The sequence below is a fragment of the Heliophilum fasciatum genome (assembly GCF_004341395.1).
GTDB lineage: Bacteria > Bacillota > Desulfitobacteriia > Heliobacteriales > Heliobacteriaceae > Heliophilum > Heliophilum fasciatum.
In genome coordinates, this window is the sequence record NZ_SLXT01000038.1 from 1 (window position 1) to 21,184 (window position 21,184).

At 42.7% G+C, this 21,184-nt stretch carries 16 protein-coding genes, 1 pseudogene and 1 CRISPR repeat array; of the genes and pseudogenes, 5 read left to right on the forward strand and 12 right to left on the reverse strand.

Going from position 1 to position 21,184, the window contains the following annotated elements; genetic code table 11:
* Positions 1–49 precede the first annotated feature (49 nt).
* From EDD73_RS13535 to EDD73_RS13545, 3 genes are read right to left on the reverse strand one after another with little or no spacing between them, the layout of a single operon-like run.
* Entirely contained in the window at positions 50–2,281 is a 2,232-nt protein-coding gene (locus EDD73_RS13535; RefSeq protein ID WP_131920807.1) for a hypothetical protein, read from the reverse strand.
* A 3-nt stretch (positions 2,282–2,284) separates the two neighbouring features.
* On the reverse strand, positions 2,285–4,708 hold the full coding sequence (locus EDD73_RS13540) for a phosphoadenosine phosphosulfate reductase domain-containing protein (protein WP_131920809.1): 2,424 nt from the start codon (positions 4,706–4,708) through the stop codon (positions 2,285–2,287).
* A 1-nt stretch (position 4,709) separates the two neighbouring features.
* Positions 4,710–6,008, reverse strand: a complete 1,299-nt coding sequence (locus tag EDD73_RS13545) for a hypothetical protein (protein ID WP_131920811.1) — start codon at positions 6,006–6,008, stop codon at positions 4,710–4,712.
* Between the two features lie 1,390 nt (positions 6,009–7,398).
* Here EDD73_RS13545 and EDD73_RS15130 point away from each other — a divergent pair.
* The 5 genes and pseudogenes from EDD73_RS15130 to EDD73_RS13560 all read left to right on the forward strand — a co-directional run bounded on the left by EDD73_RS15130 (position 7,399) and on the right by EDD73_RS13560 (position 9,068).
* On the forward strand, positions 7,399–7,743 hold the full coding sequence (locus EDD73_RS15130; protein ID WP_207668897.1) for a hypothetical protein: 345 nt from the start codon (positions 7,399–7,401) through the stop codon (positions 7,741–7,743).
* Positions 7,718–8,227, forward strand: a complete 510-nt coding sequence (locus EDD73_RS13550; protein ID WP_207668898.1) for a DDE-type integrase/transposase/recombinase — start codon at positions 7,718–7,720, stop codon at positions 8,225–8,227. The genes EDD73_RS15130 and EDD73_RS13550 overlap by 26 nt, the downstream gene beginning before the upstream one ends.
* A gap of 19 nt (positions 8,228–8,246) precedes the next feature.
* Positions 8,247–8,567, forward strand: coding sequence for an ATP-binding protein (locus tag EDD73_RS15350; RefSeq protein WP_243116936.1), 321 nt, complete (start codon positions 8,247–8,249; stop codon positions 8,565–8,567).
* A gap of 84 nt (positions 8,568–8,651) precedes the next feature.
* On the forward strand, positions 8,652–8,855 hold the full coding sequence (locus tag EDD73_RS15355) for a general secretion pathway protein (protein WP_165876527.1): 204 nt from the start codon (positions 8,652–8,654) through the stop codon (positions 8,853–8,855).
* Positions 8,856–8,869: 14 nt separating this feature from the next.
* Positions 8,870–9,068: pseudogene (locus tag EDD73_RS13560) on the forward strand (DUF5348 domain-containing protein).
* 145 nt (positions 9,069–9,213) lie between these two features.
* Positions 9,214–10,204: direct repeats of the CRISPR family, unit length 37 nt; unit sequence GTTTCAATCCCCTATCCATCGGGGCATTCACTGCAAC.
* A gap of 331 nt (positions 10,205–10,535) precedes the next feature.
* Here the strand turns inward: EDD73_RS13560 and EDD73_RS13565 are convergent.
* Genes EDD73_RS13565 through EDD73_RS13605 form a run of 9 tightly spaced genes read right to left on the reverse strand, consistent with a single transcriptional unit; the run spans position 10,536 to position 21,117 of the window.
* On the reverse strand, positions 10,536–11,729 hold the full coding sequence (locus EDD73_RS13565; protein ID WP_131920815.1) for a hypothetical protein: 1,194 nt from the start codon (positions 11,727–11,729) through the stop codon (positions 10,536–10,538).
* Complete coding sequence (locus EDD73_RS13570; protein ID WP_131920817.1) at positions 11,726–12,946, reverse strand: RAMP superfamily CRISPR-associated protein; 1,221 nt, start codon at positions 12,944–12,946, stop codon at positions 11,726–11,728. The genes EDD73_RS13565 and EDD73_RS13570 overlap by 4 nt, the downstream gene beginning before the upstream one ends.
* Complete coding sequence (locus tag EDD73_RS13575; RefSeq protein WP_165876528.1) at positions 12,943–13,440, reverse strand: hypothetical protein; 498 nt, start codon at positions 13,438–13,440, stop codon at positions 12,943–12,945. The genes EDD73_RS13570 and EDD73_RS13575 overlap by 4 nt, the downstream gene beginning before the upstream one ends.
* Complete coding sequence (locus tag EDD73_RS13580; protein WP_131920821.1) at positions 13,437–14,309, reverse strand: RAMP superfamily CRISPR-associated protein; 873 nt, start codon at positions 14,307–14,309, stop codon at positions 13,437–13,439. The genes EDD73_RS13575 and EDD73_RS13580 overlap by 4 nt, the downstream gene beginning before the upstream one ends.
* Positions 14,306–15,250: an RAMP superfamily CRISPR-associated protein gene (locus tag EDD73_RS13585; protein ID WP_131920823.1), complete on the reverse strand. Its 945-nt coding sequence runs from the start codon at positions 15,248–15,250 to the stop codon at positions 14,306–14,308. Before EDD73_RS13585 ends, EDD73_RS13580 begins: the two co-directional genes overlap by 4 nt.
* A 3-nt stretch (positions 15,251–15,253) precedes the next feature.
* Positions 15,254–16,927 carry an RAMP superfamily CRISPR-associated protein gene (locus EDD73_RS13590; RefSeq protein WP_131920825.1) on the reverse strand — a complete coding sequence of 558 codons (1,674 nt, stop codon included), beginning with the start codon at positions 16,925–16,927 and terminating at the stop codon, positions 15,254–15,256.
* Complete coding sequence (locus EDD73_RS13595; RefSeq protein ID WP_131920827.1) at positions 16,924–17,658, reverse strand: RAMP superfamily CRISPR-associated protein; 735 nt, start codon at positions 17,656–17,658, stop codon at positions 16,924–16,926. The genes EDD73_RS13590 and EDD73_RS13595 overlap by 4 nt, the downstream gene beginning before the upstream one ends.
* Positions 17,659–17,705: 47 nt before the next feature.
* Complete coding sequence (locus EDD73_RS13600) at positions 17,706–19,325, reverse strand: Cas10/Cmr2 second palm domain-containing protein (RefSeq protein WP_131920829.1); 1,620 nt, start codon at positions 19,323–19,325, stop codon at positions 17,706–17,708.
* Between the two features lie 34 nt (positions 19,326–19,359).
* Positions 19,360–21,117, reverse strand: coding sequence for a hypothetical protein (locus EDD73_RS13605; RefSeq protein ID WP_131920831.1), 1,758 nt, complete (start codon positions 21,115–21,117; stop codon positions 19,360–19,362).
* Positions 21,118–21,184: the final 67 nt, after the last annotated feature.

A 21,184-nucleotide genomic window follows, 5' to 3' on the forward strand; every position in this document is an offset into this window, starting at 1 on the left:
CGGTACGGTTTGCGGCTATTTTCTTGATTAATTTGGAAAAAACACGGTTTCAACGGATACCATACTTGGTTCCATTGGGTTCCTGGACGGACTCAACTTGCCCATTAACTGTTGAATACACTTTCAACACTTGTGTGCTTTTCTTAATTTCGTCAAACCATTCACGTTCAAGTTTCTCGTAAGCCTTCTGCCTTTGTGTTTTTGCCGCTGAATCGTTCTCGAGCATATACTGCGCATATTGCAAAACATACTCGTTCCACAGTTCGGCATTTGAGTCGCAGAACGACAGATTCGGCAACGCAAACATAAGAATTCTATGGTCACGTAAGTTGTTCAAAAGAGCTTTTATTTTCTCCGGAATCTGCAACTGTTCTTCTCTGTTCTTTGCAACGACAAACCACAAACAGACTGCACCATTATCTTTGTTTAGCCCCATGCTGTATCTATCACGGGTTGCAGCATTAATGTTGGTAAGGGTCGTGTGGCTCAGGTCTGACACTCGGATATCAAACCTTCCTGCAGAAAAAGACGATGTAAGGCTCTTAATGTGCTTCTTTATTTCTTCTTGAACCTTACCAGAAAGCAATTCATGGAACTTGCCCTCCAACTCGCTTACCTTTTTTTGTACTTCCGCACCACCAACATACGTAGCAAATAGTTCAATGTTTCCGTTCACCACGCTAAAGCAATGTTTGTCTGCCAAACTTTTAATAATGCCGCTGACATTGACGATTGCACCATCACCTTGGAATGATAGTTCAATGTTCCGCACTGTAGGTTTGAGGCGTTCGTGACCTTCGGGGTTTAATCTGCTCAGAAGACAGAACAACAAGACCGTCTTTAAGACACGAATGTCCTCATCGTCTTCTTCTCGGTTTTGGAACTCGCGACCCTTAATACGTTCAAATTCCGAACGAATGGAAATGATCTCCTTGTTTAAACCTAAATCCTCACGCTCAATGAAATATTTCCACAGGTAGTCAACGGTTAAGAACTGCTTGCTCTTAATGCCCGGACCTCCTATGCGGATAAAATCCTGAAACTCCCGTCCATCCGCGTTGCCCTTAAGGTACTCAAAAATACTACGCTGATTTGAATGTGCCGACTCAGCTAGGAATTTTAGCAAGAACGCTGCCATCGGGTGAATTGGAAGAATGTTGTAAAACGATTTGCGACTAACATCATTTGCATCAAAGTTCGTGTCAGCTATACTCGATACAGCACTCCACAGTTTGTCACGTTCGGTTTTCCATTCATCACTTGTTTGCGGAATGCCCTTCATAGCGTGAGCAGCAAGTTGGAAGGCAGTGTCGTTCGGCATTTGGAGATTACGGAAGTGGAAGCGGTCACCTGACTTCTTGGCATTTGCTGCTGCCCAACTCTCATACGCCTTAATGCTCATATGTGTCACAGGCACTAGATAAAACTTGCCTACGGCATTTTCAGAACCGGACACTTCCTCAAAAGTTTTGAGGTGTTCTTTGTTCGTTTCGATAAAGCCGGAGAACTCATCGAAGATATACACAATACGCCTGAGGTTATTCGATTTCAGGACTTCGTTAATCCACGTTGAGAAACGATCCACGGTGACACCAAGATAAATGCTGCGGGCATGAAAAACCTTCTGAACATCTCCTAGCAAATCAACAGGTGCGTCCGTTGGATTGTGCGGCTTTTCTAGTTCATCTATAAGTTGTTCGGTAGTTTTGATTCCCGCGTTTAGATAGGCAAGCCTGTCTTGTATCTCATCGCGCGTCTTGAAGAAATTTACGCCCTCTTCACGCAGTCGAACAATGATCTCGTCAAGGTTTGCCTTGGCGGGAATAATCATATTAATTTCGTTCAATGCACCAATAACACCTTGCTCTAAACGTACAAGCAAGTCGGCATCCGGGCCTAAGCCCTGTGCGTTGTAGTCGAAAACGACAAGAGTACCTTCTCTTCTACGAGCCAGCAAATCGTTTTGGAGTGTTTCGCCATCGACTAGGGCGTTCTTGCAGTCCGCGAACCACCGTCTGACGCGTGCCTCATCGTCCATAAACAGTTTTTGCGTAACGAGCGCGGCAAAACTTTTACCAGTGCCGTAGTTACCTGTGAGCCACACTGATTTAGACCCACCGTTTATCACACCGAGCAATGTTTGGAGAAAGTCCACATACTTTGCGTGGGGATAAAACTGCAGCCATGTTTCAGGCGTTTCGTTTATATTCTCACGGGTCATATTTGCCTTGTAATCCTGCGGTACATAAAAGAAGTCCGCGTAGTGTCTCTTCTGTTCCATTTTTCACTCTCCTAACGCTAATGCGATAATATCGTCCGTTCCATATTTCTGCGGAAAAACTGTGAGCTCATCCAGTCCATGGGTGAACGTACAGGAAATATAATTAGGGTACTTACTCGCTAAGCCTTGGCATTGCAGTTTAAATGTTTCGGCGCTTATACCGAACGCCACAATCGGTGAAACAAAGTTCGAGTCGATGTCGGCAGTTAATAGTTCTCGTATGGTAAAACTGCTGCGCTCTGCCTTTTGGGCAATGAGGTAAAGCCCATATAGGACGGTCAGCGGATTTACGTCTTTCGCCTTACGGGTGATAGACTTGACTTGCTTGCCTTTTGTTTCACAGAGAGCGATACCGTCATCTCCAGCAAGTGGAGTGCTGATAAGCGTATTCTTTAATGAATCAAGTCTGCGGTCTTTTGCGTTGTTGTTCCACGGAATTATTTCGTTTAGTTTTTCAAGTAAGCTTGTTGGCTCGACCATAACATCAATCTGCGTTGTCACAATGAACCATTTTATTATCATGGCATTGTTGGCAAGTGCAATCCAAACAAACTCCCAAGCAAGAGGATAGTTGCTACCGTATTTCCGAAAAACATCGAGTAACAGCGTTGGTTTTTTATCATCTTTGACAATAAGATTTGCTTGTGCAAACCATTTTGGGGCGGCATAGTTGACCATATCACTGCCGAGCGGATGATTGTCGTTCCAAAGGAAAAAGTTATCTCCTTTATCTGCGAATTCAACAAAACAGGGAATCCACTCTTCGCGCATCCCAAAGTTCTTATATGCTCCGATTTCATTGTATGGATTTTTGGTACTTTCGGGCTTGTTCATTGACCTATACCTCCAACAGTTACTTTCAATGTCGTAGCACTTACGACATTTTGTACATTTGGAATTATCAATTTTCAGTTTGCCGTTATGATTGCTTATTGCTCCCAAAGCACACTCAGCCTCGCAACTATGACAGTTGACGCAAGCAGATACCTTACGGAGGAACGAACGTAGGATAGGGAGCATGGTGTTCTTTTCTGCGTTGTCTCTAAACTCAAACCTTGCCGTTCCGCCACCTGTGTATGGTGCAGTATAGGCAAATGGTATCCCCTTGTCTAAAGTATTTGGTAATTTCAACCTTTTATGTCCAGTTCCGGATTCCTTGACCACCGTTCCGAGAGTTTTTATCCACTCGTAGAATAGGTCTTTGGAGAAGTTGGGGCTTTGGAACGTGACCGTCAAGCCTTCTATGTTTTCAAGCGGTTTAGTAATGGACTCTTTTAACACCAAACCGCTGCCTCGTGCTTGCCAAAATCTCTTGCCGATAAACTCGGTTTTCTCTTTTGCAGTGACGAAGGTTTTTGCACTTGTTTCCAGTATTATATCCTTATAAGGTTTTAGCAAATGAGGGTACGCTTTATCCACAAACCAAGAGTATCTCTCAGAAGATTCAGGACACATCAAGCACCCTACGCGTTGTAAACCCTTCTTGTATGCGCAATTAATTAATAAATCGTTAGCGAAGATATACAGCCACAGTTCGTGTGCGCTCCAATCCAAAATCGGCATCACGTTTATTTGCGAAGCATTTTTCGCTCCAAGTGCCATATCATCCGGAACACCTTTGCGTCCTGCGTTAAGATTGCTCGCCTTGTTACCTTCACTATTACTTGAACGAGTAAGGCTTTCGTCGGCACGAACACCAGTAAACGCCATCACCTTAATTGCAGTTTTATTTAATTTGCGCTTCAAAAGCATCAGTGCGGGAGTACTCTTATGTACGGAGCAACACCACCGTATTTTCCTTGACGGCGGGGCAAAACGCCGCCAGTTTTCAAGTGCGGAACTCTCCGCCGCCGCCTTTATAAACCCCCGCTCTGGGTAGCGAGCCTGTATTTCCTCCCACACCTTATAAGTATCGGGCAATTCCATATCCGTGTCGCTGAATATCACAGGCACGGAGAGCGGCAATACGCGGTGGCAGACATCTAGCAAAGCTACAGAGTCCTTACCGCCTGAAAATGCTATATAAGCTACGTCGCAACACCCGATGTCAGCATCGTAGAGTTCCTTTGTGCGACGCTTTGCGTCCGCCACAACTATGTCCATCGTTTCGGCATTTCTGTCGACCATTGCCGCTATGTCAACGGGTTCAAGCTTCAGCTTGCCCTCAAAGAAGAATTCAGGCGACAGCGGCGAACCGTAGCGGGTGTTGTTAAGCTGTGCGACTTTCTCGCCATTTACCAAGTACACATTCTTCTGCGCCCACAACAGCGGGCGGGTTTCGTTGGGGTCATAAGTGAACCGCTTGCCAAGACCCGTAAGGCTTAGTTCCAATGCAAACACGGGGCGTATTTCGTTAGCCACAAATTTTCCTGTTTGTGTGGTCAGCAGATAGCCGCCCGTAGTTTTGTCCCATTTATAATAATACATATCAACTTTGCACCTCGACGAATTCACCCTTTCGCCATTCGCGTCCAGGTGCGCTCTTATAATAGTAGGAAATCAATCGCCTGTAGGTCTTTTGGTCGGGGATATTAAACTCTTCCTTAAAGTTCAGACCCATATCAAAACTTAATGCTGTGTGCAAAGCCTCTTCGGTCGGGGTTAATCCGAGTTCCTCAAAACGTGACAGCACTCGCTCCAGCACCTCAGAAAAATCATCGGACAAGCCGAGTGCGTCAAGCGTCTGATAACACACAATGCCGTTAATCTCTGTTTTAACTATCTCTTCGACGTACTCTTTTATGATATTAGCGATGAGCGATTCAGAAAACGCCGGAAACTTCTCTTTTAATCCAATCTCATCTGCAACACCGCCAAAATCATTATGGATTGAGTGCAAAAGCAAGCCAGCGACTTTTCTTAAAGATTCATTAACGTTAAACTCTTGTGTTCGCACAATTTTTGTGCTAAATTGCCCCACACATCGTAGGGAACTCTGATTGTTCAGATGATTGAACAAATCCTCAAAATCCGTTAAGTTACGAATAACATTTTCGTTGATATTGACTTTGAAAATATCGAACAATACAGCAAGCTCAAAACAACCAAACGCGTTTAGCCATTCTTCAACTACGTCAAATAGCAGTTCAATATTCTCTTCAGTAATTATGTTGGCGAGGGGAAAATAAACGTCATCGTTGCGACGAAACATTGTTTGCTTCATCGCGCTTTGAAGGACATCATTAATCTTTAGGCTAACCTTATCTTCGAGCAAGCGAATAGATGGTGCATTGAAAACGAGTCCGCTACGATATTCATCGGTCAAAACCTCTAATACTGCTTCTGGAATATGTACCGCGTTGAAGCTTCTTCTGTCATCTGGCTTAGGGGCAAAGCCGTATTTTTTCGGCACATATTCAATCTCTACATCGTTTAAGTCTATATCGCAAAAAACGCAAATTTTTCCAATTAAATCAACAAGAGTAGGTATGTTATAGTTCATAAATATCCAATGGCCGTTAGATAATTGCCTTGCGCTGCCATTCGGCTTGTTTTTTAATAAGAATGGTCTTCTACTTCCCTGTAATAACGGGCGTGTGTATAAATCATTAACATTCGGATAATTTTCTCTGATAAATTTTTCGGTAAGCGTAACCAAAATATCCCGCCAATTGCCGACATCAATTTTCTCGCCACAAATGATACACATTATCGGGTGGCATCCAATACAGGACGATGTGTTCCTAAAATCAACACGCCGTGAGTAAGCATTCATTTTATCGCCCATTGCGTAACCTCCTGTGGCTTCCGTTAAGCTAATTCCAATATCATTATTCTTTAGGGGATTCGTGGCAGAAATTTTTATTGACGCTCGCTGCATGAGTACTTTGTGAATTTCAAAACCTCACTTCCATCCGACACGTGAAGGTATTTCTCCTGGATGATTCTGTCCATGCCAAGAATCGCTCCAAGAAAGCGGAATTCCTGGCGCGTGCGTTTGGCCATTCGAAAGGACTTTGTGTTCAGGGATATACCTTGCTAACACTGAAGTTGATTCGATGGGTTCAGTTTTGTTTCCGCTGATTTTGCCTTACTGAGTTCTTCCCAAGCAAAAAACCGACTTATCGATAACCCAGAGAAGCTTAAAAAACGGTTGCGGTCCTGTTGTTCTTCCTCATCGCGCTCAGAAATCATCGTTCCTGTCGTTGTGCATACCAAAAATAGAATTCCGGTAAAGTTGGTGTTTGCCCACAATCGTAACAATCCGAAAGAGTGGCTGGATATCTTGAGTACGGATACCACCATCGATGCGCAGGAGATTGTCCGCATTAAGGTATGCGTTGGTGCATTGAAGTTTTTTTAAATCGACAAAATCCTTATTGCAACTCGGCACTGAATTTCAGAGCCAGCGTTTTGATAGGTACATCAGCCATACCATGATCGTTATTACACGATACAGTGCTCAAGAATGAGAGCGGCGTCATCAACAAGGGTATAAATCTGACTTGTTTTCAGCAACCTTTTCATTGGTCAGATCACTACTGAACAAGATATTTTCGTTGGTTTATTTCCTTTTCTTTCATTCTATCCATTATGTAATTTCCGACTATTTTTAATGGATCGACCTTCAGGATGAATTCTTTGTTCTTTGCATCCACTGAAATGTAGCTACTACTACTTTTACCATTGAAGACTTTTCCTTACCTTATTTATCTCTTGCTGAATCTCAATCATGTATTGATTACCCATTTTTGTTTTTTAGATATTATTCAACATTCGACAAGGAAATCCTTCGTGAAATAGGATGGTAGGATCTATCCCTGTCATTAAATACCTCCCTTCCTTTTCCGGTCCTTCAACAATCGCTTTTTTCTCCTTAAGCATCGATCACAGGCACGTATATAAACCCCTGGCTTAGCCTAAAACAAGCCAGGGGTTTTCGATGCTGTTTATGGCATCATAGAAGTACACAAAACGGCATCCTAAAAATGCAGAATGAAATGACAAAAGTAAAAAAAGACACTTGCCCACATCTCCTAAAAACCCGTACCCTTCGATGTGTGCAATACCGAATCGGAGGGGTTGGAAAGGATGCTGCAAATGCCACAGCAACAATATATCAAGTTTCTGCGCGAACAGGAAGGCTGTACGATCAGCGAATTACCGAACGTGTCGGTGTGAACTGGCGTACCGCGAAAAAATATGCCGATTGTGATGATTGGAACCTATCGATCAAGAAAAAGCAACGCCGTCAACTGGTCATGGAACCGTACGTAGATATTCTAGACACCTGGCTGCAAGAAGATGAACGGATGCCGCGAAAACAACGGCACACGGTGATGCGGATTTTCCGGCGCCTCCAAGAAGAACATGGCTTTACCGGTGGTGAGCGAACGGTGCGAAGTTATGTCAGTCGGCGTCGAAAAGAGCTACAACTGGAACGTGCACAGCGGTATGAACGGTTGGATCATCCCGGTGCGGAGGCGCAGGTGGACTTTGGCACTTCAGGTAAGCCAAGATGAGCAACTGCGGGAATATAAACTGCTTGTGCCTTCGTTTCCTTATAGCAACGCCGCCTATGTGTATCCGGTACCACGGGAGAACCAGGAGTGTTTTCTGGAGGGCCTCAAGCAAATTTTTGAGCAAATCGGCGGTGTTCCTCGGAGAATTTGGTTTGATAACCTTTCTGCCGCGGTGGTCACCATCGGCACCGAGGGAAACCGCCAATGTACGGATGCCTTTTTACGGTTTCAGATCCATTATTGCTTTGAATCGGTCTTTTGCGACCCAGCCCGCGGGAACGAAAAAGGTCATGTCGAGAACAAGGTGGGATATGTGCGTCGGAATTGGTGTGTTCCACTGCCGATCTTCACCACCCATGAAGCCTTGGCTACGTCATTGATTCAGCAGGCTGAGCGGGATATGGATCGGCCTCACCACAGCAAACAAACCCTGATTCAGCAGCTTTGGCAGGAGGAAAAGCCTCGCTCGATGAATGACCATTGAATACCCCGGGCATGCTCCCGTGAAAGCAAGACCACTGGTTATCGGCACGCGTACCGGCCCGCGTCCCCACATGCCGGAACACCTGCAAAAAGAACCGGCCGAATCCTCCCGACTGCTCTCCGCGGCCACCATGCAGAATGCCAAGCGCCAGTTGCATCGTGAAAATGAGTTGATGCGTGGGATTCACCGGTTGCTCCCCGTGGTGGTGGTCGATGAAGCGCATTTGCTCGATAAAGAAATGCTGGAAGAGGTTCGCTTTCTCTTGAACTTCAAAATGGATGCCCAAAGTCCCATGGCGCTCATTCTTGTGGGCCAAAGCGAACTCTGGGAGAAGTTTTAACTTCAGTCCTATGCCGCCATCCGGCAGCGGATCGATCTCCAGTGTAAATTGGGTCACTTGGATCGTGCGCAAGTCGGAGAATATATGAAGCGGCGCCTGGCCTATGCCGGTGCCGACCATGATATCTTTTCCGATGGAGCGATCGACGAGATTTACCGGTTTTCCAGTGGCGCTGCCCGGTTGATCAACAAGGTATGTACCCATTGCCTGCTTTACGGTGCGCAGAACCAGCGCCGAATCATTGATGACCATATGGTGAAGCTCGTCATTCAGGGGGAACTGGCATGAACCATACGGCAGAAATGAGCTTTGATCACGAACAAGATCGCTGGGTGGTTCTGATCGGGAAGCGGAATTATGGACTTCATTGCGGGGAGTACTTTCATCTACACCCATTCCGTGCCATGTCGGTTAGAGTTGGATACGCAGTGGTATGTTGTGATTTATAATGAAGCAAGATTCAATTTACGGACAAAAGATCGATACCGGGTGACGGTGTAGTAAAACAGGGGAGGCGCTTACGCCACCCCTGTTTTTTGGACAATATATCCAGCAATTTGTGGACATTTTATATCGTCAAGTTTTGGCTATTATGCGTTAGCAGTAACACCCGACCTCCACGACAGCCCCGCAGGAGGAAAACAGTGTTTCAATCCCCTATCCATCGGGTCATTCACTGCAACACGTTGTCGGCGGATGATGCCAGTACGCTGGATTGTTTCAATCCCCTATCCATCGGGGCATTCACTGCAACTCAGGCGATTGGACGGCCCCGGCATGACGAATCCACTGTTTCAATCCCCTATCCATCGGGGCATTCACTGCAACCGATAGCCTTACGGTAAGACCGACCGTCGAAGACACGTTTCAATCCCCTATCCATCGGGGCATTCACTGCAACCAAAGCGATAAACTCCGTCACCAAGCCCACCCGCCGTTTCAATCCCCTATCCATCGGGGCATTCACTGCAACTTCATAATTGTTTTATACTATAATTATAATATAAAAATGTTTCAATCCCCTATCCATCGGGGCATTCACTGCAACCAAGTGGTGGCATGTTAGAAGAACCATTTGGTGCAAGTTTCAATCCCCTATCCATCGGGGCATTCACTGCAACTAAGTATTGGAACGTGTAAGATTATCGTTTACTTGTTTCAATCCCCTATCCATCGGGGCATTCACTGCAACACCAAAAAGGCATATAAAAGCAGTAATAAAAAAGCATGTTTCAATCCCCTATCCATCGGGGCATTCACTGCAACAATCCATCATTGCCGTCTACCAAGACAAAACAGGCAGTTTCAATCCCCTATCCATCGGGGCATTCACTGCAACTTTCAAACCTGGTCATTATGTGCTGGTGGTGCAGCGGGTTTCAATCCCCTATCCATCGGGGCATTCACTGCAACGACAGCCAGGGCCGCAAGGACTTCTCCATCAAAACCTGTTTCAATCCCCTATCCATCGGGGCATTCACTGCAACAGGTCAATGCCGGCGATGCACTCGCGCCCCGCTAAGTCGTTTCAATCCCCTATCCATCGGGGCATTCACTGCAACAAACCGTCGCAACCTGTTTGCGTGACGGTGGCTTTGCGGTTTCAATCCCCTATCCATCGGGGCATTCACTGCAACCGCAACCGAGATCAAACAAAAAGCTCAGTAAAATCAACGCTTTTTAACCCTGTACCTACCCCCAAAAAACCTCTTTTTTTCGCAACACCTCAAACCGCTTCAAAACCACCATCCCTTGCGAAAACACCAACATTATCCAAATCTAATGCCATGGCCTCTCTTTGCTTCTTCACCAAAACATACCATCAAACCCAGTTTTATTTTACCCAATTCACATAAAAACATCAAGCCAATATTATTCCCCATGTACGTCAAGTACCCTTGAATAAGACGTCAAAATACACCTTCAGAACCCCACCTTGTATACCAAAGTGGGGCCGACGTATGCTTATTAACCCGGAAATAAATTAATCGTGGAGAAAAGTCGTTTCAACCGCTCTTCCCCATCAGGTATACCTAACTCAGAACGCCATTGTTTCCATAGTTCTAACCCTTGCAATTGACTTGTTATCTGGTAAGTAGAGAATAATCGAAGATAGTCTAAATGATTTAATGCAAGTTCTTTACGCGCTGCTCCCTCAAATCGTTCCATGGAGATTTCTCCACAGTAATGAAGCAAACGGGCCAGCGTTAATCGTTGCTGCAACAGATAAAGATAAAGATAATAATACACGCCATTTAATTGCGATGGAAGAATCGTCTGCGCAAAAAAAGATTCCTCACCCTTCGGGTGAAAGTGCAGGATGCCCATAGCATATTCTATGATTGTAAAATACGTATCCGGTGCCCATCGTTGATAAACCTTTTCTTCAATGCAATGTTGCCGGAATATATCGTTCGTAGAACTTAGAAATGTTCCGTCAATGTTAAGAAATCGAAAAATAAGTTTGTCTCGTTCTTCTTTTAGTTGCTTCGTACTTTCCCCTTGATCCTCTACAGATGCATAATGAGCTATAAACATCCGATCATCGTATCCGTATTGTTTAAGTTTTCCCATTTCAAAACAATGACAGACTTCGGATGGAATCAAAGATAAAAACCATTCTTTGAGCGGAAACTCATTATTATTAACAACAATTTTCCCTAATTCCTGACCCTGATACATCGTTTCCAGTTGTCGCATGACCTCGAGACAAGTCAAATAACTAGCTAAATCTGTTTGATCAATAGCTATATGGAACCCGACAAAACCGATACCCCAACCATTAAAAAAAAGATCAATCTCTTCGAGCCGAAATGAATACGTCCTGTCTCCATACTTTAACTGATACAACTCATTCTTTCGCAGGAATAAACGGTGGAAGGCCAGGGGGTCAGCCCCTTCCCACAGGGGAAATAGAAAGGGATGGAGCCCGTTCAAATAGTACCGTTGTAATTCATACGAATTTTTTATGCTACTCTCCCGGCCAAAATCAGCTTTTTGCCATCCTTGCTCAAGGATCTTGCACAGAAAAGAACTCGCATCTTTATTCTCGGTGTAACATTTTTTTGCATTCTTCCAGTGATTAAGCCCACAGTGATTCGTATAATCGAACGGCCAAATGAGTATTGCTCGCCCCCAAGCCTTCCAATCTCGTTCATTCAAAGAGATTCCTCCTGCCTTTTCTGAGCTCGTATTAACTTACGATAAGGTGTAGAAGCATTTACCGGGGTTGAATAAGCCTTAATCCATCTTTGTTCAATTTTCATTGCGTTCATCATGTCACAATAATAATTAAAATCATCATTATTAAAAAAATGCTGCGGTTCTTTCAATAACTTATTTTTTTCCTCCAGGCTAAAATTAGGGACTTGATTAAGATCCAAGATATAGTCTGAGTTTTTTAGATGAACCCCTTCAACAGTAAGTTGAACCCGTCCAAAACCCAATGGTTTGCCTTTCCCTAATGCATGATATGCATTATCCTGTAATTCTATAATCCGAATCAAATCTGCCAGTTCTATGCGGGTGAGGCTTTCGAAATGGATGTAAAAAAAGTACGAGCTTCCCGGCAAAACACAAATTTCTTTTGTGCCTTTTCCATTCATTCTTCCGCCATTATCTCTGTCCGTATCTTGACCATAAAAAAACTCTTTGGCTAGTTGATTGCCCCTTCCCTCCACAGAGATCGAGCTCTTCATCTTATCAAGTCGCCCGGCAAGATAAACTTTGCGTCCTATAGCCCTGCCATTTTCCACATACCATTTGCAGTGTAGAACAGTTTGGCCCTTGCCACCGGGACTACTTAGGGTATGTGGTTTAAAGAATATATTGACTATTTGATAGGATGGATTCTTTATTACCTTAGCATTGGTGACTTTTAAGCGGGAAGCCATCGCAGTTAAAAGATGTTCCTGATCTTTTTCCTCTCCTATGTTTTGAGACTCTTTTTCCCCTGCTGTTCCCGTAGCAACAAAGCCAAACAGATGCGCTGTTGAACAATGATCCTCTATGGTTGCATTTTCCATCTTCCAACTGTTCGGTATACAATTATCTTTTTTATGTGCCTCTAATAAAAAAGTCAATCGTCCATTCCAGATTATCTCAACCGCATTACGCAACATGCCTTTAAGAGAAGAACCAGGAATCTCTTGAGGGTTCCCCATTAATCCGTTGTTCTTTTTTTCCAAAATAGCGATTAATGGGGTTTTGACTTCCATTTTTATTTTCAATGTTCCCGTACAATTACCTCTCATCTTATAACTTAGATGCGAAAATTCCGCATCCTTTACTGCTACAAAATCATAAGGCATAACTCGGTTACGACTACTACTACGTTTTTCATCTTGATTCAAACTCATATCTCCGTTATTTCCCTTCAAGAAAACAGCACCTCTTTCCAGCGTTCAAACTGACTCGTGCTTTTCTCTTTTCGCCCCTCATTCTCAATGGGTGAATAATATCTCACCACTAAATGATTACCAGTAGCTTGATTCTCCTCGTTCATATATTCGAGTTGCAAGTTGATAGCATATTTTTTTTCAGAATTTTTTTCATTCGCATCAAAATTCAAAGTTTGTCTAATCGCATCAGAAAATAAATTGTCAATATCCCACTGGTTCGGTTCATCCGTAAGAAGTACTACCCGCAACTGCTCCCGATTATTCTTCTTCACCTGTAGTTCAAAAGTAGGCCCAAAAATTCGTAAATGAAGTATATCCGTCACAGGCGGTTGGTGTATTCCGGTTTGTAGCGATAACCCATCAATGCGCTCCGAGTATGTAAAAGCACTACTATACTCTAAACTTTTTGCATGGGTAATGATTTCGTCAAGATGTTCATTCGTGCATACCAAAGCTACTATCATAGGATTCATGAGTGATTCTCCTTCCACTCTTTCAAGCTTGGAATCGTCTTTTGTAGCCATGTACGCAGATGTGCGCTCCCTTGTAACTTGTACCTATTAATACCTAAATCAAAATCATTGTTTTTTATCCATTCACTTGAAAGTGGTAACGAGATCCCGTCCGCAGTGATGAATTCTTTTGATTTGCCAATCATCATAATACTTGCCGATATATCTTTTAATTGAACAATTCCCATTCCACGACTGGTTCCAAGCCCCATGGCTATCTGCTCTTTTTCTAAATCCCTAAAAATAATACTGAGCAGCGCCAGTTGCAATGCGGTGCTATTTTCAATAACCATCTTTATCTCAAAAGATGTATCAGGTTTAATCGTTTCTAACGTTATCGGTAGCGCCTTGTGACTTATACGATCAATTGGCGTAATAAGCTTCAAACAAGAATTCTCGCTTTTGATTTTCACATCGCCAATCCATAGGTTACCTTTGTATGCTACCTTTTTACTTCCGCTATAGTTTTCCTTTGAATCTTCCTTAGAAACATAACCAAAAAGACCATTAACTATTTTATCGATGGATAACTCATATTGATTTTTCAGGCAATCATCTTGTTCGGTAAGCTTGTTCACTTCCAACAAAATACGTAGTGTTTTGTAAATATGCGATGACAGAACACCTCGCAAGCTTGCCCCGGGAATGATGAACCATTCTTTATTAGCCGTTTTTAATGGAACCCATCCATTTTTCGTTTCTTCTTCATGATTCTCAGCTATGTTACCGCTATTTTCGCGGGAACCGCCAATACCTAGGGGAGTCTTTACATTAAGCTTTAAGATCCACTCAATTCGTTGTTGCAACTTTTTATGACTGGCCATCATCATGTCAGATAGCCTCCCAAAGCCTCACGCAAATAACATTCCAAAGTGATTGCGCTATCGAATTCTCCTTTTTCTTTTTGAGAATTCTCCATGTCGGTTTGGGAAGTTGCCTGCAATCCGTCATGATCTAGAAGCAACATCTCAAGCAACTCTTTTCTATTCTGGTGGTTATAATTAATTCTCTTCACAACGCCTGATACGTACTGTAACTCACCTAATCCACGCGCTTGCAAGCCACCGAGTCGCAACATATTGTTTTTAAGCTGTAACAGCGCTAACGCTAATATGGCTTCATTTTCTTGATCCATATTCTCCCCTTCGATTCGAAGGGTAATCGTTTGCCCCGCTTCTACGTATTCGTAATCAAATTTTGCTTGTGGAGCAACAGCCCCTGTTTCGCGATCTATTCGTATACCATCACGGACTTGCGTATTGTCATCTAATACTACATGATGAACTCGAACTTTTGATGCCATCGAGCCTGCACCATATGTGCGACAAGAAGGGCAGACCAATCGATAGATTATTTTATATTTTTCTTTTTCCGAAAGACTTTTATTCATTAATGTGTTTTTGATTATTTCTGCGTTTCTCGTTTTATCTTGGGGCCCTTTCCCTACACTACAATCACCATTTTCGAGGTAGCAAAGGGACGTTGTATATTGACCATTTTCACCAACTGTAAGGGCCATGGGATCTTGAATTGTATCTTCTATCAAATGATAGAGTCGTTCACTTGCTGAACGAAGCATCCCTTTCAGCGATGAACCCGGTATGTAGGGACGACCATCGGGCTCAGGCAACCGTAATATCGGCATGTCCGTTGGCGACACTCCATCATCATTGCCCCCAATATGCAAAGGAGTTTTCAATTTTAACTCAATAGAGAACACTAGACGATTCTGTAACTTGGAAAAATCAAAAAGCTCAAATGTTTTTTCCACTTATCATTCCTCCTTATTGGCTTTCAAAACCGAATAATAGCCAATGATGTAATTTATAAATTCCTGAACTTGCCGAGTTGCCTCGCGGTATCCTAATTCTTCTTTCCATGATTTAGCATAATCTCTTAAAATAAGGGCAAGCGCTTTTTTCTCTTCATTTTCATCGATCATTCTTACTTGCTGTTTCCATGCGTTTTTCCCTTTTTTATTAAGTCGCTTTTGCAGATAAAAGCAATCATCTTCCCCAATAATTTCATCTAGCAACTGCTTAGTTGCAAGATTGTGCAGCCCGTACAACTGGGAACGCCGGAGCCTACATTGATCAGCCAGTTTAGCAAATGCTTGCGCTTTCTGCATCAATTGATTGACTTCTTCTTGTGGAATAGCTGTTTGTTCACCCGGCTTGAGTTGATATGTAGAAATAGGCCGACAGATTTCTACTTGTCCAAAGCCCTCGTTAGTCCGTTCCCCTATACCCAACCGTTCCAACCGGTCCATGAGAAGTGCTATTTTTTCTTTACTACTTTTATCCAATCCTTCGAATTTGAATAAATGAATACTTCCCGGTTCAATGATCCAATCTGCTGTTTTGGGTCCATGCCATGCATTACTCCAACCATGGCGAATACCAGAAAGGCCCCAAGCCAAAACTTTTTCTACTTTCCACGGTAATTTTTTACCCCAGTGCAGTGATGGATCCATTTCAGAAACAGGTCTCAAAAAAGGATCGAGCAAAATCATTGGGCTTCGGTTCACTATACTCACATACCATGTATCGCATCCCCTTACGCCCTTATGATCCTTTGGCGAATCCTGAAGTGCCCGATTAAAGGCTTCGATCTTCATCTTCATCGCTTTACTATTATCCGTGAGTAACTGCTTCTCTTGGGTAAAAACAATTTCAACCTTCCCATATCCCGCCGAACGCCGTCGCCCCACATAAGCCACTATATAATATTCTTTTTGACTATCCTTTGATGTAGGTGAGCCAGTCGCGGTATTATCCTTATCGGACACCATTTCTAGACCTATTGCCGGCAAATACGCAATCGTCTCAAATCTAGTTCCTTCTGCAATAAAGTTTAATGAGTAAAACTTCTCCGGTTCTGTCGCTTCTCGCTCTACATTTATCTCGATACCGACGGCCTCATCTACAACAACATCTTCATCATAGGCACTGTCAACCCGCAGTAACGGCCCTTGGCAGGATGTATTCGGGCAAATCAAATTGGGAAGATCTGATTGAGTAGAACTTTCATGAAATTGTACAAACTCTTTTATGATGCTTTTCTTTTCGCCGCACTGCTTACAGCGGTAAACGTCAAGCGATGTGAATGTTTCTGAGCTGTTATTTCTTTCTGTGACAACGTGCGCATCGCGCCATATCCCTTTTTGAAAAAAAGATTGTGTCAATGGATGTTCGAATCCAACACGATATTTCCACTGTTCTGCGATGGCCCCACGCCATGTTGAACCGGGAATATAGGTCAACGCATCCCAGTGATTATCTCCATTTGGTTGACCGGATATAGCCAGCGGTTGGAGACATTGGATCGTCACTTTCCAAGGCTCCAATTCCCTCTTATTTCCACCTTGCTCCGATACCGCTTGCTGATGCTGTTTACTTTCCTTTTTCTTTTTATCACGGTTATTATGTTGCTTTTTCTTGTTACTCAAGCCCTATTTCCCTCCTCTTGAAGGGCATTTTTGATCATCCTTAGCAAATCGCTATTCGAAATATTTCCCTTCTGACCCGGGCGGGGAAAACACCGCCACTCTAGCTGTTTGAATTGAATCTTACCCTTTCCCCATCCCCCTGACTTATCTCCGCCTATCCATTGCGTCGATTTAACGGCCAGAAGCAGATAAGCTAAGTGGGCCGGAATTTTGTCAATCCCGGTATCCTTGGTAGACTTTTCTGAAAAGAATTCATGTCGTGCCCCTCGGTACACACCCTCGATGAAACCAGAAAAGATAGCTTCACCGATAGCTTCTTTTGATTCCCGCTTACATACCATGTATTCTTCCACATGTAGCGATTCGCTTTTGGCCGCACGGCGCAATCGTTCTATCGCTGTACTTGCTTTTTCTATAAGTGATAAAGAACTGTCTTCAGAAACCTTTAAGTCCAAGAAATGAAGACATCCTGCTTTGCCGGGAATCCCAAAGTACATAGCTTCTTTTTGTATTCCTTCATCGGGAAACAGACCGGCCAGGCGACGATAGCTTGATCGAATTCTCCCCTTCACAGTCGTTCCGGGAATGGCATAGATTGTATTTCCATGATCATCGTGCCGGGTACGAAATGTATTATCGATAACTCCATATTTGCTTTGTCCCGATCCAATTTTCAATCCAAAATCGGGAATGAACTGATATTCCAATGCGAATCTTAATGTAAGCTCCACCTAGACACCTCCACAAGTCTCCGAAGTTGTTCTGTTGGTCAGTACATTTACACCTCAAAATAATCATATAAATCGAAGAGATCAAGCAATGTAGTAAACGGTTTTTCTTCTTTTTCAAAGGGAAATAGGGTTCTATGAAACTCATGATTCCATTCATCGAAAATTCGACGAATCTCCGGTTCCAGACGGGAACGCCAAACAACCCAATAAAATTCCATATTAAATGTATCAGACATTCGAGCTATATGATAAACATCTTTGATCTTGGAACGTGGAAAATTGAGCTCTTTGAGTTTTTTGATGGTGCTGCTTAATTTTTCAAGGGTGTCCGGTTCATCACCGGATATGGCATATCCGCCGGCCCTAAGTTGTCGTCCGGGAATTTGGGCTTGTTCATTCGCTCGAATTTTTTCTATGGATTGGACCGTCGTGTCTGTTATAACCATAAAATCCACTACACTATTATTTTGAAACTTCTTCTTTTTCTTGGCCTGCGCCATCAATTGATTCGAGAGATCAAAAAGTCGCCGGATGGGGTAGCTTTGTTTTGCAATTACGATACCTGCCGTCATGTTTTGTGGATGTCCCAAATATTCCGTGCTTGCTGTTACTTCATTGAAATGTTTTAGAAACGTATTGGCGTAAGCTACCGCATACTTTCCCGGAACTATCGCAACAAAATCGTCGCCACCAATCATGGCATAATCCGCATGAAACTGTTCAAATTCTTCAGCAGTTCGCATGGCTGCTTCCATCGTTGCATCATGCAAAGCACTGCTGTTTTTTATGTAATCCTTAATGATCAGGGATTCATTTTTCTCAAGAGATTCCCCTTGGTATTTCTTTAGAATCTTTTCTCTAAAAAAATTTCCAATATTGCGCCCATCGGCATAAATAAATCCGATGTATTGACTTCCATCACCCGATTCTGATTCAAGAAGTGTCTGTAAGTCCTCAACCCAGGTACGCGGTAATTTCCCGGTTGATTCCAAACCCTTTTCAGTTTTACGCTCGAGGAATCGCTTTATTTGTCGATAGTGAATGTCCATTAATCCAGCGGTCTCATGACTAGATTGAATATTTTCTAATAAGGCCTCAGCTCTTTGCGGATCGGCAAGTTCACGTAAGGTCTCTTTAGCTTGCTTAATTTTGCTTAATTTTTTCTTACAGCTTGGGCATATTCGTTGTGAGGAAGCATTCGCTTTCGTACCGCTATACCCGGATACTTCGACGGCTTGTTTTTTACAAACTTCACAGCGTTGAACAAGCGCCCAAAGCCCTGTACTGGACATTGCCTTTTTATCCGATTCTACTTCCTTAAAGCGTAGAAGTCGTTCTGCTCGGCTAAACCAATCATGAATACTCTCACTGTGGTCGCGAGCGACAATTGCAGTTGTCAATGTCACTTGTCCGGTAGCTTCTAAATAGGCCTTTTTAAGCTCACAAACATATTTTTCTGCATTTTCCGCCGATGCAAAAAGAGCACGTGACTCACCGCCTCCAACTGTGAGCAGTTGACCCCCACAATCATCAACAATTTTTCTTGTGGTAACCCGGTTTAATTCATCGAGGATAATACTGGCCCCACGAATATACTTATACTTCGCACTGGAAAAAAGGTAATCGTAAATGTTATTGGTGTCACTTATGACGAGGATTTGATTCATTTTATATACCTCGCTTTTCTAATGGTAAATTGATTCATTCTTTCTTATCTCGCCAGTTATCATAAATTTGGATAGCCAAATAAACAATCCAGTAACCTATTACAATCAAGGAAATACAAAATAAGACTGAATTATATGCCGCCGCTAAATTATTAAATGATTCCCCGAAGGGGGGTTTTAAGTTTTTTGCAAATTCAGGTTCGCTATTGACGAAATTCATACCTAAGAGACCAAACAAGGCAGCCAATAGCGTTAAATTATTAATTTTTTTTGTCTGTTCCTCATTACTTTTTGTCTGTTCCTCATTACTTGCTTCAAGCAAACGACTATGCAATTCTCGTACGTCTTCCTGAACAGCATAAAATAATTCCTTAATACTTAATGCGGATTGATAAAATCGCCACATTTCCATTCCCTGGATTTCATGTGTAACTCGATCAAAAACATAATGTTGATTTAGCTGGTAGTAGCATTGAATTATCTGCTTCGCTTCTTTGCGAGTCTTGTTAACCTCCACACCGGCCATTCGTGCATATCTTCCCATCAGCTCTTGTAACTCATCACGATAATATAGCTGTAAAAGAGTGATAATCAGATACTGCTTGGTATGATGTTGATATAGTAAATCCGCGAAAACATCATACTCTTCCTCTTTATTCTTATCCTTCTTATCTTGTTCTCCTTCGCGTTCTACTCTTAACTCTTTTGCATAACTGACTTGTTTTGTCTGCGCAATGGTGACCATACCATAATCGATGGCCGTATAATATGTCATTGGCGCCCATCGCTTATAAACATGTCCCGGTAAAAATTCCGCCTTAAATTCGTCATTGCAAGAACTCTGTCCGTTATAATCATCGATACTGGCAATCCGGAATATCTCATCGTCACTTAATTGGTTATAATCACTCTGAGCAAAAGCATGAACAAAGGCATTAGGTTCGATTAAATTAACTTCCCATTGTGGATTATCTTTCGAAGATTTTTTTGTATAAATTAGGTTTTCTAAACTTTTGGCTGTAATAATACATTTATCAGGAAGAAGTTTGTTAACTATTTTGAAGAACTTACGTTCTTTTATTTCAACCTTTGATTCTTCTGCTATGTCTTCTACAGTTTTTGTTAGTTCGTCTTCTCGAGCATCTGTGATTTTAAGATATTCCTGTCCTTCATACTTTTCATAGTTCTGTCGGATACGGTTTAGGAATTTTAACCATAAATCAAGGGTAACATTGTCTTGGAGCTCTCTCTTATGGTTTGCATCCCATTTCTTCTTATTATTATTATCTTCTTTTATGTATTTGTAGTTTTCCAATAAGGAAAGACGAACAACGAGAAATCCGCTGTCTTTTGAAAAAATAAAAACTTCCGTAGCGATATGTTCAAAGTAAAACTGGGGGCCATTCGACTCATTCACCCCAGCAAGTTGTGCACGATAAAGTTTGCGTTCCTTGTCTTTTTTTCGAAAGGCCTTTACCCCTGCTTGCCCCTCGTGATGTTCGAAACCAAACAAAATATCTTGAATGCTTGGATGGAAGTAATTAAATAACTTTGCATCAGAGATTGGTTCTCTTTTTTTATATTTAACTTTATGGCTGATTTCTCCATTTTCTCCATAAATATTCGTAGCGTATTCCCTGGGGAAAATCGCATTTTTCTCATCTTCTGCAGATAAATTAGATGTTTTACCACGTTGATAAATCCGCTCCCAACCTTGTGAAAAGCAAGTTGAAATATTATCGTTTTTCCCGTCATAACGTATGGTGCATTCGCTATAATAAAACTTGACCACGTAAGCGAAAAACGCTAGAGAAAAAATTGACCACCCTGATCATCAAACCTGCTATGCTGGAGTTGTC